9 protein-coding genes are annotated in these 13,991 nt (G+C 38.2%); 2 read left to right on the plus strand and 7 right to left on the minus strand.

Going from position 1 to position 13,991, the window contains the following annotated elements:
* The first annotated feature begins 735 nt into the window (after positions 1-735).
* Positions 736-1,902, plus strand: a complete 1,167-nt coding sequence (locus tag B0E34_RS12145) for a cytochrome-c peroxidase (RefSeq protein ID WP_228423069.1) — start codon at positions 736-738, stop codon at positions 1,900-1,902.
* Positions 1,903-1,976: 74 nt separating this feature from the next.
* Here B0E34_RS12145 and B0E34_RS12150 read toward each other — a convergent pair whose 3' ends face one another.
* On the minus strand, positions 1,977-4,562 hold the full coding sequence (locus B0E34_RS12150) for a T9SS type A sorting domain-containing protein (RefSeq protein WP_087709786.1): 2,586 nt from the start codon (positions 4,560-4,562) through the stop codon (positions 1,977-1,979).
* A 38-nt stretch (positions 4,563-4,600) separates the two neighbouring features.
* Positions 4,601-6,586 (minus strand): T9SS type B sorting domain-containing protein, encoded by a 1,986-nt coding sequence (locus B0E34_RS12155; protein ID WP_087709788.1) that lies wholly within the window; start codon positions 6,584-6,586, stop codon positions 4,601-4,603.
* Positions 6,587-7,347: 761 nt separating this feature from the next.
* On the opposite strand from B0E34_RS12155, the gene B0E34_RS12160 reads away from it, so the two are divergent.
* Positions 7,348-7,809, plus strand: coding sequence for an Lrp/AsnC family transcriptional regulator (locus B0E34_RS12160; RefSeq protein WP_087709790.1), 462 nt, complete (start codon positions 7,348-7,350; stop codon positions 7,807-7,809).
* Between the two features lie 72 nt (positions 7,810-7,881).
* On the opposite strand, the gene B0E34_RS12165 is transcribed toward B0E34_RS12160, so the two are convergent.
* From B0E34_RS12165 to B0E34_RS12185, 5 genes are all read right to left on the minus strand, one after another.
* Complete coding sequence (locus B0E34_RS12165) at positions 7,882-8,919, minus strand: heme-binding protein (RefSeq protein ID WP_087709792.1); 1,038 nt, start codon at positions 8,917-8,919, stop codon at positions 7,882-7,884.
* 32 nt (positions 8,920-8,951) lie between these two features.
* Positions 8,952-9,758, minus strand: coding sequence for a hypothetical protein (locus B0E34_RS12170; protein ID WP_087709794.1), 807 nt, complete (start codon positions 9,756-9,758; stop codon positions 8,952-8,954).
* Between the two features lie 69 nt (positions 9,759-9,827).
* Positions 9,828-11,318 carry a ferritin-like domain-containing protein gene (locus B0E34_RS12175; protein WP_087709795.1) on the minus strand — a complete coding sequence of 497 codons (1,491 nt, stop codon included), beginning with the start codon at positions 11,316-11,318 and terminating at the stop codon, positions 9,828-9,830.
* A gap of 5 nt (positions 11,319-11,323) precedes the next feature.
* Positions 11,324-13,387 (minus strand): GMC oxidoreductase, encoded by a 2,064-nt coding sequence (locus B0E34_RS12180; RefSeq protein WP_087709797.1) that lies wholly within the window; start codon positions 13,385-13,387, stop codon positions 11,324-11,326.
* On the minus strand, positions 13,384-13,827 hold the full coding sequence (locus tag B0E34_RS12185) for a hypothetical protein (protein WP_087709799.1): 444 nt from the start codon (positions 13,825-13,827) through the stop codon (positions 13,384-13,386). Before B0E34_RS12185 ends, B0E34_RS12180 begins: the two co-directional genes overlap by 4 nt.
* Positions 13,828-13,991: the final 164 nt, after the last annotated feature.

A 13,991-nucleotide genomic window follows, 5' to 3' on the forward strand; every position in this document is an offset into this window, starting at 1 on the left:
TTATTATTTGAATAATTCGTTAAATATAAATTATTACATCTCCTGTATGTGAAGAGAGTATAAAATTAATGCTTTAATCTGAACTTTGGCAACGTTCGGGAAAAGTTCATGTGAAAAACGGATTTTAAAGATTTTTATTGGCTTAAAATTTTTAAGAAAACATGATTTTTTTGAAATTTAAATAAAATGGTTTAGACTTTTAAGTTGTTTAAAGTAAAGATTTCATAGAATTGACATCTGTAATACAATGTCTTTTATAAAGATAGCGTTCCTACGGAACGCCGAACATACGCTCAATATGATTCTACACAGATAAAACTCCATAGAGTTTTTAGCATTTTATTTTAAATTACTTTTTTGTATTCTAATTGAATCTGTGCGGACTTTTTTAAAGAAAGACTTTACAAAAGATTTCAAAGTAAAAATTTTAAATGTTGAGTTTGTTTAAACTTTTTAAAATAAAAATAGTCTTATTGGAAAACGCAAACGCGCAGGATTTTTATTCGTCTCAAATCTTTAAAGCGCAAGAAAATCAAAGATTTTTAATAAGAATTGATGCTTAATTTTTATCGCAGATAAAATCTTTGTACCTTAAGACAATACCGTATTTAATGAATATTTTTCGTCGTTGCTATGATTATTGCTATTAAGGTAAACAAGTTTGTTTTGTAGATGAATTTAAAGTATTCTAAAAAACAATTAAATATCCTATTTTTGCTAAAACTCCGGATAATCGTGAAGAATAGTTTAAGTTGGATTTTGATCTTATTTCTTTTGGTTTCGCTTTTAAACAACTGCTTAAACAGTAAGGTTCAAAAAGAAATCAATCAGAAAAACACGTTCTTGGATAATCTGAGAAAACTGTATTCTTCAGGCGATTCTTCGCAATGGCCAAAACCTGTTCTTGATCCCGAATCTGCCCCGACTTTTGTGGAAATCGGACATTTACCGGACGTGGAATTTCCAAAAGATAATCCCTATTCTTCCGAAAAAGAACTCTTGGGAAAAACGCTTTTTTTCGATCCCAGACTTTCAAAATCAAATCAGATTGCGTGTGCTTCCTGTCACGATCCGGAATTGGGATGGGGAGACAGCAGAACGGTTTCTTTCGGGCACGACCGACAGCTCGGAACCCGAAACGCAATGACCATTCTGAATGCTGCTTTTGCAAAATCTTTATTCTGGGACGGAAGAGCAACATCTCTGGAAGAACAGTCGCAGATGCCGATTCAGGATCAGAGAGAAATGAGTGAGCATATTGATATTGCGGCAGGAAAAATTGCAAAAATAAAAGGCTATGAGATTTTATTTGAAAAAGCTTTTGGCGATAAAACTGTTACCAAAGACCGCATTTCCAAAGCCATTGCCACGTTTGAAAGAACGGTAAAAAGTTCTCCAAGTAAGTTTGATGCGTTTATCGACGGAAAATCGGAAGTATATACCAATGATGAATTGATGGGGCTTCATCTTTTCAGAACAAAAGCGCAGTGTATCAACTGCCACAATTCGGGATATTTTTCGAATAACAGGTTTGAAAATGTTGGAACTTCTTTACTGGGCGAAAAAGGAGAGGATCTTGGAAGGTATGCAGTGACAAAAGTTGCGGATGATGCAGGGAAATTCAGGGTTCCGGGTTTAAGAGAGGTTTCCAAAACTGCACCTTATTTGCACAATGGTTATATGACAAGTTTAAAAGAAGTGATTGAATTTTACAGCAAGGGAAATCCTGAATATTCCCAGAAAAGATCTACTATATATGAAGGAATTACTTTGCATTCTCAAAAATCGGGTATGGTGAGAATGCTTGAGTTGTCGGATGAAGAAATTTCTCAGTTGGAAGCATTTTTAAGAACTTTATCCTCTAAAACGAAAAAAATAGACCTGCCTGAATTACCAAAATAAAACCTCCGGAAATTCCGAAGGTTTTTGGAAGCAGATGCATTTTTACATACCTCTGCGAATGTAAACATTAATAATTAATTTTTTATTGCTTTTACGGTATACTGAGAACCGTCTTTTAGTTGGATAATCAACAGATATAATCCTGATTTTAATGTGCTTACATTAATTTCTCTTGAAGGATTTTCAACAGTTTTAATCATTCTTCCCGAAACATCGCTGATGCTCACGGATTTTACTTTTTCAATATCTGAAATGCTTACGGTATCTTTGAAAGGATTCGGATATACTTTAACTGCATTTTTAGCCGCTGAAACTTCGCCTGTAGCCAAAACTGGGTTCTGTTTTACCTCAACATTGTCCAGCAATACATCGTCATAAAAATAACCGTTGCCATTTACATTTTTATCTACCGTAAATCTCACCTGAATGGTTGTCCCGATGTAAGATGAAGGCAAAGGAATTCCTACAGGTCTCCATTGGTTGGAATTAGAAGTGTCGCTCCACAGAAAAACCCATCCGCTTCCGCTGTTGACTTCTACTGTAAGTTTGTTGTTATCATAGGTTGAAGGACTCACAGTAGTACTTGTAGAAGTAGAATGATTTTTAAACCATTCAAATGAAATATATGGAGACGTTAATCCTGCTAAATTTATAGAAGGAGTAACCAGTTGTACTGTATTGGCTCCCGTTCCGCTGTAAGGAGAACTTGCGTCTACCCATGCGTAAGTTCCTGCTGCTCTTCCGTTATTGGCAAGATTGGCTCCATAATCGGCACTTCCTGAAAATTTCCATAAAAGATTCGCTGTGGTACTTCCCGGATTAGTATTCGTCCAGCAATTCGGTACGGCTGCATTGTCAAAAGTCTGGGTAAATGGCGCAGATAATGTGGCACATGCTGTTGTGACTGAGATAGGTCCCCACCAGGTGCTTTTATTTGAGCTGCTGCATGCAGATCTTATCCAGATGTTGTAAGTTGTAGCCGGAGCAAGCCCGTTGATGGTTGTTGAAGTAGCTGTACTGGTTCCAGATGCAGTAGTTGCTGCCGTTGGTGCAGTGCTGTTTGTAGAGTAATAATATTCATATCCGCCCGCCGGAGCAGAAGCAGGAGCCGTCCATGAAATTCCTGCGCTGTTTGCCAAAACATTAGACGAAGTTAATGCAGAAGGAGCAAAACATGACGGAAGAGGTTCCCAGTAGACATCATCGTAATAATAAGATTTTCCGTCTGCTGTATTTCTGATTGCCAGTCTCGCGTTGGAAGGAACTGAAGAAGGAACAATTACTGAATATTCGCTTGTTGAACTGTAAGTAGTGTTGCTGATGCTTAAAGCCTGTAACAATACAAATGTTGAACTGTTTGCAGGATCAGTTACATATCCTACATTTAGCGTTCCTGTCGCAGTGCTTACTCTTGCTTTTAATCTTAACCAGTGTGTTCCTGCATTAATATTGCTGAACTGAGGAAGAACAACAGTTGTTGGATTTTGAGTTGTTGAGCTGTACTGGTAAATGTTTCTTACGCCCGAAGCCGGCGTTGTTGTTGTAATGGTCTGTGTTCCGTTGGTGTCAATAATTCTTGCCCAGCAATCCGGTACTATATTTCCTGTGGCATAAGATTCAAAATCCTCAAACATAGAAGTCATGGCTCCGCATAATGTTTTGAATGTGCCTGAAAAAGACCACGCGCTCTGGCTTGTTGCACCGCTGCAGTTTGCTCTTACCCAATAATAATAGGTGGTATTAGGATTTAAACCCGGAATTGTAGTTGAGGTTCCCGAAACTCCCGGAAGATTAGGCGTTGCTGCCGCAGCCGGAGGTATATTGGTTGTGCTGTAATAAATATCATACGTGGTTGCCGTCGTTCCCGTTGCAGGTGTCCATGAAACTGCTGCGGAATTTGCTGTAAGAGTTCCTACCGCATTCAATGTAGGAGGCGCACAAGTGGAATAAGCATCTGCTGAAAAGGCAAAGATATTGGTATAACCCTGTGCGGTTGATGTTTTGGTAATTGTAATGCTTTGGATGGGCTTTGTCTGATTGGCAGCATCTAACGTCAGCAATGTCTGATACAGTCTCGGATTGGTTCCGCTTCCTGATTCCAGAGTGTCGTTTGTTCTGTTGATTCTTCCGAATCCCTGTATTGCGAATCCGGTTCCGTTATACCAGTCTGAAACGGCAATTCCTGTAAAGGTTTGTGAAGTATTATCTGTAAAATTAACGGTTACCGTAACGGTAGAAGCACCGCTTCCGCTGGTTGTAAGCATATATAATTTAAATGCTGCTATCGGCGTTGAAAAAGTTATTGTTCCGGAATCGTTCTGGTTAGCCAGCTTCAAGGAGTTGTTTGCACTGTAACTGGCTAATTTATAAGATAATCCCGGAGTTGTGGAAACTACACTGTTTACGATGCCGTCATTCGGTAAACCGTAAGTAAGCGGAGTGCTGGAAGAGGTAAGCTGAAAATCTCTTGATACAAAAGCGAATGAAACGCCGTCTACATCGGTTGAGGTAGTTACTGCGGAAGATCCGACTCCGTTTGCAATAACATCGGAATTAAGCCCCGATGAAATAAGCATTGGCTGGAAATTTTGAGCTGCTGCATTAGAAGCTGCCAAGACAGCACCCGCATACATTGCTCTTGAAAGTAATTTTAAATTCATGCTAAAAAAATTATAAGGTAATGTTTGTTTTAAATTATTTAGTCACGGTTTTTTACAAGAATCCATCCTGAATATTTTACAGGAGTATTTTTCTTGTCATTTTCATTCCATGATACGGAGTACCAGTAGTTTCCGGTAGATATTTTTCTTCCGTTTGCGGTTCCGTCCCATTTGTATTTATTGGATTTGTCGGCTTTATGAATCTGCGCACCGTATCTGTCGAAAATATTAAAAACAAGATTTTGTTTTCCGGCGAGTGCAGAATAATCAATAAAATCATTCACACCATCTCCGTTGGGAGTTATTACGTTGATGAGATTAGGAACCAATATATTTACAGTAATAGGATCGCAGTCATAAGCATCTTTTACAAAAATTTTAATGTCGCCTCTCGGTATATTTTTAAACTCGTTAGAATCCTGCCATTTGATTCCGTCTAATGAATACTGATAAGGAACCGTACCGCCGATTGCATGAACCGTAACTTCATTATTTTTAATATCAATACTGGAAATCACGGGCTGTTCCGATGCATATACTTTTACTTCCTGCAATGCCACGCACTGTCCTGTTTTAAGTTTTACCCAATATGTTCCCACGCCCACATTACTGATGGATTGGGTGGTTGCTCCTGTACTCCATAAATAGCCTGTGAATCCGGGACCTGCATCCAAGTTTGTTTTATCTTCCATGCAAATAATTTTATCTTCCAGAACATTGGAAAATACAGGCGGAATGACTTCAAGAGTCACCTTTGCGATGTCATAACAGCCGAAAGAATTGCTTACTCTGATGAATACAACTCCGTTTGGCGCAATATAATTTACAGGATCTGAAATTTCATTGGTCTGATTTTCAGCGTCGGTTAAAGACGGATAGTAATTTTTAATAACACCAGATGTGTTGATGACTGAAGCAGTTGTTAAATTGAATAACCCTGTTGCCGGATTGTTTTCCAGAAAACAGGTTCTTAAAGATGCATCGTTGGTGGTAACGGTAGGAGCAACTTTTAAAGCAATCGTAGCATCGTTGTTATCGCAAAGAACCTGTGAAGGATCTTTAATTACCACCGATACATTGGTATCTGCACTGTATTGAAAATTGGTAGGATTGGTGATAGGAGAACCTCCGGTATAATAGGCGAAGGTATAATTATTCGGGTTTGTAGTAAGCTGAGAATTTAAAGAAGTTAAATCCACGGTTGCCATTCCAGTAACATCCGGACATATATTTTTTGTAATGGCTCCCTGTAATAAAGGAATTTTGTCTACATAAACCTTTACGTTTTTAATGGAATGTCTGGATCTGTTTCCGCCTGTAGAAGCAGAAAAACCAAAATATCCAACCGTCATTGCCGCAGCAGTTCCGGAAGGAGCAAAAGACTGGTTACAGATGAGGTTTCCGTTGATGGTAATTTTCACAATCCAGTTTGCCGGAGCTGCCGGATCTACCTGTGCGGTTACTTCTACGTGTTTATAAGCAGATCCCTGAAACGGAAGTGTAGTATTCATATCCGGAGAATGAAAAGAACTTCCCGGAACATTGAAAAATTCAACATTGTTGGTGTCTGTTGTGTTAACAATCTGTCCGTAGCCAACGTGAACTTTGCTCATTACGGCAGTGGTGGTATTATTATAGGTATCAAATCCTACCACAAATCCCACGGCATTCTGAGAGACACCAAGACCGGAACCTAATACACTGGCAACCGGGGGATTAGCGAGATACCAGAAAGCGATACCGTCTCCATTTGCGGTCTGGTTAGAATCCATTCTGAAATCAAATTCTATTCTCCATTTGTCGCAATATTTCAGATTAATGGGCTGATTTAATCTAATAGAGCCAGATTGGTTATTGGTGTCGGGAGTTAACTGGATGAAATCTGTATTTACAGAAGTCGGAGCTACCATTGTCCATCCAGTAGTATTAACCGGATTTCCTGTAAGTTGATAAGTCTGTGAAAAGAGAAGATTAGAGAAAGAAGATAAAATAGTAAATAACAAAAAAGAATAGCTTTGTTTCATGCGTTAAAAGTTTATATAATCTGTGAATAATCATTACAGAGATAACCTTATTTCATTTTTGTGTACAGTTTCCGAAGATGATTTTAATGTCTGATTAAAAATCAATAGAAAATAAAATTATAATTTTCGCATAAATGTATGTATAATGGATATGTTTTTGATATTTTTAAGATAAATAAGTAAATTAATCTTTAGCTTTATTTATAAAAAGTGAAAATTTCTTTAATGTTAATGAAAATTAATTATTCATAGAATAATATTCTTTTTAATAGTTTATTTTTAGTCTTTTTTAAGTATGGTAATGGTTTTGATAATCTTCGTAAACCGAAGTGGAGGGCTATACCAGACCTGAAATTTATTAAAAGAGCAAAAAAAACAGTTGCACAACCTGTGCAACTGTAGTCCCTAAGATTATTTAAACTAAAAATGTGTATTTTTAATTGAAATATTTTTTTTAATATTATCAGATAAATGTATATTTATTGATTTAAACTGTAAAAAGTAAGGGTTACAAAACAAGACCACCCCATAATTAGAGTGATCTTGCTATAAAATATTCCCTTTTACTTGTATGTCTTTATAATTATATTTTGTAACAGCATCTTCATTCTTGGTGTTTTAGTTTTAGTAAAAATAGAGATTAAGAATAAAACAATAATCAATGTCATATAATTAAGTAAAATAAACTTTAAAATTGTCATTATGTAGAATATAATTCTTTATATTTGGAGAAATAATAACCTCTAAAAGAATAATATTCTATGGAACATCTTGATAGTAAAGATTTACAGTTACTCAGATTACTCCAAAGTGATGCAAAACTAACCGTAAAAGAACTGGCAAAAGAAGTTAACCTTTCTCCTTCTCCTGTTTTTGAACGGGTAAAGCGACTGGAACAGGAAGGGTATGTAAAGAAATATGCCGCCGTTTTGGATGCTGAAAAACTTAATTTGGGATTCACTGTATATTGCCAGTTAAAACTAAAAAGCAACGACAGTTATCTCGCGGTAGAATTTGAAAGAGAAATTATGGAAATCGAAGAAGTGGCAGAATGTTACAGTATTTCCGGGGATTTTGACTTTCTGCTTAAAGTATACGTGAAAGATATGAAGCAATACCAGAATTTTGTTTTTAATATTCTCGGAGCCGTTCCGTCCATCGGAAGCACGCACAGTACTTTTGTGATGGCTCAGGTGAAAAACACCCATGGATTAACCATTTAATTCTTAAGCTGTTTCAGTGTAAAAATAAAACCTCCGGATTTCTCCGAAGGTTTTCTTATGAAATCACAAAATTTAAATTTCACTTGGGGTAAGACCTGCGGTAGGATCAAAAGCCTCATTTTCGTCCATGCTTCTGAACTGCATCTCTGTTTCCTGTCTTTTTCTCATCGTATTAACCGTTACGTGAGGCCAGTTAATCGGCTGTGCAGAACCGGTAGCCGGAAATACAAGATTGATGGTCTGCGAATACTGAAGAATCTGATCTGCGTTTCCGTCACTGTCCGTAATATCTTCAATCCAGAAAGTTGCATCCATTTTGGTCGCATTTACATTCGTCTGGATAAAAGGAATATTTAAAATTCCGCCATTCGCATCAGGAGTGTTTGTAGACATCTCAATCACTGTCATGTTGGTTACTCCTCCTTTAGAACCTACTAAACTTTCCAGAGTAGACTGAAGAAAAGCGTTTGGATTTACCTGGTTAAATTCCGCAAATTGAGGATTTCCAATGATGGGATCCGAATATCCAAGTTGAGTAATTGGTCCTCCGTTCAGCATCGTAGGAATGGATGAAGCGGGATCGAAAAAGCTTGTTCCCGGATTTTCTGCATCAAAAGAACTTCCAAGAGCCAATAAAGAGTTTCCGTGAGGAATCGTCGACATTCTTGCAATAGTGTAACCTCCGTTCGGCTGTCCTATATTAAGAAACAAACCTGTTTCTACGTGTATGGTTGAACCTTTAGGAAAACCTCTGTCGTTACAAAAGCTTGTTTCGCACGCGCTTACGATCTGCTGTTCGTACAATAATCCGAAAATTAGCTGCTCGACCTGCTGTCCTTTTACAACAGGGCCTCTGTTTCCTGCCTGTACGACAACAGGATTAAAAGTTAGTGTTTCTGTATAAGGAATGACCTCAAAAACAAAGCCTGTGTTCTGTCCTGGTACGGAAATCGTGTTCCAGCCCGAAGAAGCCTCACTTCCCGGAATCTGTACATTTTCCCAGACACCGACAAGAGGAGCCAGAGCTCCCAAATCTGATGATGCGACTTTGTGTAACGGAAGAACCTGTGCTCCCAAAGTTAAGCCTCTTACTTTACTTTCTAAATTCATAATGATGGGTTTATGGTTAAGTTTTAGTTTAATTAAATATAATATGCTCTTGTCTGAATGGCTGCCGGAGCCGACATGCTTGTTCTTACTGCAAAAGCCGGAGTATCTCCAATAAGAATTTCCATATCTTTTTTCATCGGATGTTCGGAGTTTCCGTATTCCATGCTTACACGTTTGCTGCTTTCTTCGGCATTTAAGAAATATAAATTGGTAGGCTGTAGAATATTCCAACGGCAGCCAATCAGTTTTCCTTCATTCTGTCCGTATTCTGTGATGGGCGAAAAAGCTGACATTTCAGGAATAAGATCTGCGACATCTGCTTTACAGGTGAAAATAGTTTCTTCGCTGTTTTCAGGATCGTTGCAGGTTACTGTCCATGTATTTTGTCCCGGAACGTTAAGGGAAGGAATATTGATGGTAAAAGTTGTTTTGAATTTCGGCTCTCTGAACAGTTCTATTCCGGCCTGTATCGCCATATCTGCATCGCAGGGAACATGAACGCGTTTATGTCCCATTAATTTCGTTTGTTCTTCCCCTCTAAGATATTCTTCTGCGGTAACAAAAGCAACGGTATCTTTTTGAGATTCAGGATAACAGACAATATTCAATTCTATTTCCTGAGTTGTGCTTGCTCCGTTGGGAAACTGTCCTGTATAGTTCTGAAAATTAAAACTCACGATAGCTTTTCCGTCAAAATTCGAAGCGGTAAGTCCTGTATTTTCAAGGTATTTTAAAACTTTTTCGCGGTCAACAAGAAAGGCAATTTCGAAATTAAAAAGTGTCGCGTAATAGAAGGGAAGTCCGAATCCTTTCGGAATTGGAGGTAATTGATTGCTCATGGTAAATTAGTTGTTAAAGTTTTATTGTAAAGCCCATTAATTAAAAAAAACGGGCTTTAGTTTTATTTTTTAGTTAGAAGGATACTCAAAAGTTGGTCCTGCGTTGTATTGGGAAGTCAATGGCTGGCTCATCAATCCGATTGCCTGTTCTTTCAATGCATACATATACATGATGGATTTTGCCAGTTCTTCAGAATGTCCTTCTACGGCAGCCTGAATTGCATCCAATAACTTTTTATACGTAATATTAAATTGCTTTCCCTGTTCAAATAACTGCGGATTCGACTGGTAATCTGACATTTTAGGGTTCGGTTTCATCGGATACGCTGCGTTCCAGTCAACAGGAAGCGGTTTCCCAACCGGTGGAGTGGTTACAGGCATCATTCCGTTTTCGTCGGTGAACGGTCTGTAATCTCCCCCTAAATAAAAATGTTCATGGAAAATTTCCTTAAATCTGAAATAATGAGCTAGTTCCGCACCTTCCTCAAACTGTGAAGGATCTACATCGAAAATAGAATCATCCGCGCCTTCTCCTTGTCCCTTAATTTCCTGAAAAACAAGAATAACACCTTCTAATGCATCAACAGGATACAGTTTTCCCCCGCTTCCGTAGTATTGTTCCGGACGGATCTGTTTCGCGGAATCTCCGGTAAAAATTCCGCCTTTATTTAATTCTTCAAAAGTCTGCGGTAGTTTTCCGTTTGCTTTATAATAGGCAATAATCTGGAATACAACAATGTAAAAGAACACCACATCATAATATTCTCCAATCGTATGAACATTTTTCATGATGAAATCCTTCATGTTTTCCAAGGTCCATAAATTATTTTCCTGAACGGCGCCTCTTGAAAGCATGGCTTCCGGTTGTGCGTCATAATCGTATTTCGGTGCTTTTACCAAAGGATTACTCGGGCTTTCGATGGCAATAAATGTGGCAATACTATTGGATGAGAACGTTTCCAGACCTACGTAGAAATCCACATTCAATGGCAGTTTCATCGGGTAATTAGGATAATTCTGCGGTCTGTTTACCGAAGGCTGAATGCTCACTGCATTCATCACGTTACAAACCATAATCATGTGAAGCATTTCTTCTACCGCTACACTTCGGATGATCTGTGAAGGAAGAATATTCGTTCCGTCTTTAATAGAATATAAAGCCGTTAAATATGGAGGAATTGTGGAATGCTCGATTAAAATCGCAGTCTGAAGCAAATCCTGTAAAATCGGGCGGTAATCCAGATTCTCTAATCCTTTTTTTACCTGAAACGCCTTTTCTCCGGAGAAATCTGCGTTCGGATTAATTTCCGGAACTTCACCGCCAAATTGTGATCTAAGATATTCGTTAAACGCATCAATCTGGTTGTTAAGCAAAAGATTGGTTACGTTTTTACTGTGGTATTTTATTCCTTCAATCCAGTTTTCTTTACTGTTTGTGTTGTCAAATAATAACGACTGTAAAGAAATGGCTTCGTCTAAGATGGTATTTTTTTCTGAAGAACTTCTTAGAAGACTGCTGTTTTCCTGAGGTTCTGTTTTATTGATTAGTCTTTGTCTCATGTTTTCTATTTTAATATATTTTCCAGATCTTTCAGAATAGATTCTACAGAACGGATGGTAAATGCGGATAAAGTAAGAGTAGGGTTGGAAGTTCCCAAAGTCGTCATATTTCCGGCTCCTACAATGTATAGATTCGGATGATCCCACGATTTGCAATAGTTGTTCGTTACAGAATCGTCCGGATTGTCGCCCATTCTGTGGGTTCCTACAATATGTCCGGCTCCGTTATAAGAATATCTTACATTATTGTATACAAAAGTATTATTGTCTGTCGCATTGTATTTGGTGAAATCTTCAATACCCAGTCTTGCAAACATTTGGTCTGAAGCTAATTTTGCCTGCTCCATTGCTCTCATTTCGTATTCTGTAAGCCCGTAATTGATAACAGGACGCGGAATTCCCAATACATCCAGATACTGGTCGTTAATAGTTACTCTGTTATCAGGATTCGGAAGCTGCTCTATCTCAAAATGGAAAAGCACCTGTCTGGAAAGTCTGTGTGTTAATGCATCTTTCAGTTCTTCTCCAAAAAGACCGTCATTTAAAAACTCTGAAAGGTCTGATCCCGGAGAAAAAGCCGGCCAGCTCCATCCCCAGTTGTCAAGAGGTGAGATCCAAGCAGAAAATTCGCTTCTGAAATTTCCGTCTCGGAAAGATGAAATATTGGTGGTGGAACCGGGACCTCTGTAAGAATAAACAGGATCCGGAAATAATCCCCAAGTAAGCATTACCATATGATCCATCAGGTTTCTTCCCACCTGATCGCTTCTGTTGGCAACCGTTTTTTCAACATTTTGCCCTTTTTCGAAAACAGTGTATTTTGAATTTAAAAGAATTTTCGGGTTTTCAAAAGCATTGGCAGCAAGAATAACGATTGTTTCGTTCGTATCGATAACCTCTTCTACAAACTCTGTTTTCTCTCTTGAAATATATCTTCGGATGTGAACTTTAGAGATTTTTTCCTGTTCTGCTACATCAACACTCAGTTTGTACACCACGCTTTGTGCCTGAACCTGAATATTATGATTTCTCTGAAAATTCTGGTTTTTATTTACTTTATATAAAGCTTTTTTCAGCGTTTTCAGAGCGTTGTATTTTGCCTGAACGGGACAGATCGGAACGCAGGATGCATTTCCTTCACAGCGTTCTCCCATATAAGGATTCCATACTGCTCCTAAAGCTTTGTATTCTTCGTTTTCAATATTCTTTAAAGTTAAAGTATATCCCGATTCTGATGCTTCAGCTTTCACTATTTTGGATGTTCCGTAAGCAATATTCGGGGTAGAATTTCTTCCCTGCGGAGACGGAACAAGCATTATCGGATATTCTTCAAAGTTGAGCTGAACCGAAGTTCCTGCCAATCCGTTAATAATCTGATGATCCATATAACTCTGCGGAATTTCTTCCATCGGAAAAACATAATTTTTACCGTAATATTCTTCCATGCTTTCCTTAATAGGATATTCCTGCGCTGCAACGTTTCCGGAAACACCGATCTCAAATTCCGCCATTTCATAATAAGGCTTTAACGTCTCATAATCAATCGGCCAGTCCATGGCTCTGCCATATTGTTCCTTCAGTCGGAAATCGTTCGGAAGCATTCTTGGGGTAGTTCCGAGCCAGTGAAGTGTGGTTCCGCCCCCTACACGAATGGCATCACTTGCAAAAGGCATCGGACCGAACTGTACCAGATAACCTTTTTTATCCGGAAACGGCGGAACAATCGGCTCTATATCCAGAACATTCGGAGAGGGAGCCTGTTTCAGATTCGGATACGGTGAATTCGGAACTTTGGCTTCTTCTATGTAAAACTTACGGATGTAATCGTTGTAAGTAACCATTGAAGTGGCAGAATCGAGTTCTATTCCGGCTTCCAATCCTGCTTCATACATTAAAATTGATAGTTCTTTATACGTTTTAGAGTCGTCTGTTTCAGAACGGTGGATCATTTTTTTTGCATCGGTATCAAAAACGTGATCTGTTAAAAGTTTGGCAATCAAAGAACCGGCGATTCCTGTTCCTACGATGATTACATCTTTTTTTTGCTGAGGTTTTTCTGTCTGATTCATGAGTTGCTGTTTACAGGTTTTGTTTCCCAAGATTTAAAGCCCGGCTGTTTTGCTCCCGGCGGATGCGCATGCATTACCGTCCATACGAGACCTTCTTTGTAAGATCTGTCGTTTACGTAAGCGCCTTCCCAGGTTCCCATATACCAAAGCGTAATTACACTTTGGGCAATTTCCTGAGTTGCGGGATTGGCAATAATTTCTGCGGTGATCGCAATTTTCAGTTGATCCTGACTTGCCGAATTTTCCAGAACATTTTTAGAAATATTCAGAAATTCAATAAAAGTGGCGGTTTCAATCTGGTTGAGAATGTACTTGTAATAAATCTCGGCTAAACCTGTAGATTGGAGCTCGTTCACGGAAAATCCGGTGAGGGATTCTGAAATCGCCATGAACACGTCGTAATAGTAATCGTCGACGTTGAGGATTTTGTTGATAATCATCTCGTTGAATTATGGTTAAAGTTTTAGTTTTTATGCTTAGATAATTTTATTTATCAGGTAAATTGGGTTATCTAATTTTCGTCTATAAAGTTATATATTTTTCACATTGATTAGAATAAATGTTTTTTATTTAGAATCTTTCAAAAGTAAATGTTTTGTTTTGA

It is taken from the genome of Chryseobacterium mucoviscidosis, assembly GCF_002177115.1.
Lineage (GTDB): Bacteria > Bacteroidota > Bacteroidia > Flavobacteriales > Weeksellaceae > Chryseobacterium > Chryseobacterium mucoviscidosis.

What these genes read in the sequence shown, in the direction of transcription:
- B0E34_RS12185 (WP_087709799.1), bottom strand. Translation starts at nt 13,827, where the DNA reads ATGATTATCAACAAAATCCTCAACGTCGACGATTACTATTACGACGTG.
- B0E34_RS12170 (WP_087709794.1), bottom strand. Translation starts at nt 9,758, where the DNA reads ATGAGCAATCAATTACCTCCAATTCCGAAAGGATTCGGACTTCCCTTC.
- B0E34_RS12150 (WP_087709786.1), bottom strand. Translation starts at nt 4,562, where the DNA reads ATGAATTTAAAATTACTTTCAAGAGCAATGTATGCGGGTGCTGTCTTG.
- B0E34_RS12165 (WP_087709792.1), bottom strand. Translation starts at nt 8,919, where the DNA reads ATGAATTTAGAAAGTAAAGTAAGAGGCTTAACTTTGGGAGCACAGGTT.
- B0E34_RS12160 (WP_087709790.1), top strand. Translation starts at nt 7,348, where the DNA reads ATGGAACATCTTGATAGTAAAGATTTACAGTTACTCAGATTACTCCAA.
- B0E34_RS12155 (WP_087709788.1), bottom strand. Translation starts at nt 6,586, where the DNA reads ATGAAACAAAGCTATTCTTTTTTGTTATTTACTATTTTATCTTCTTTC.
- B0E34_RS12175 (WP_087709795.1), bottom strand. Translation starts at nt 11,318, where the DNA reads ATGAGACAAAGACTAATCAATAAAACAGAACCTCAGGAAAACAGCAGT.
- B0E34_RS12180 (WP_087709797.1), bottom strand. Translation starts at nt 13,387, where the DNA reads ATGAATCAGACAGAAAAACCTCAGCAAAAAAAAGATGTAATCATCGTA.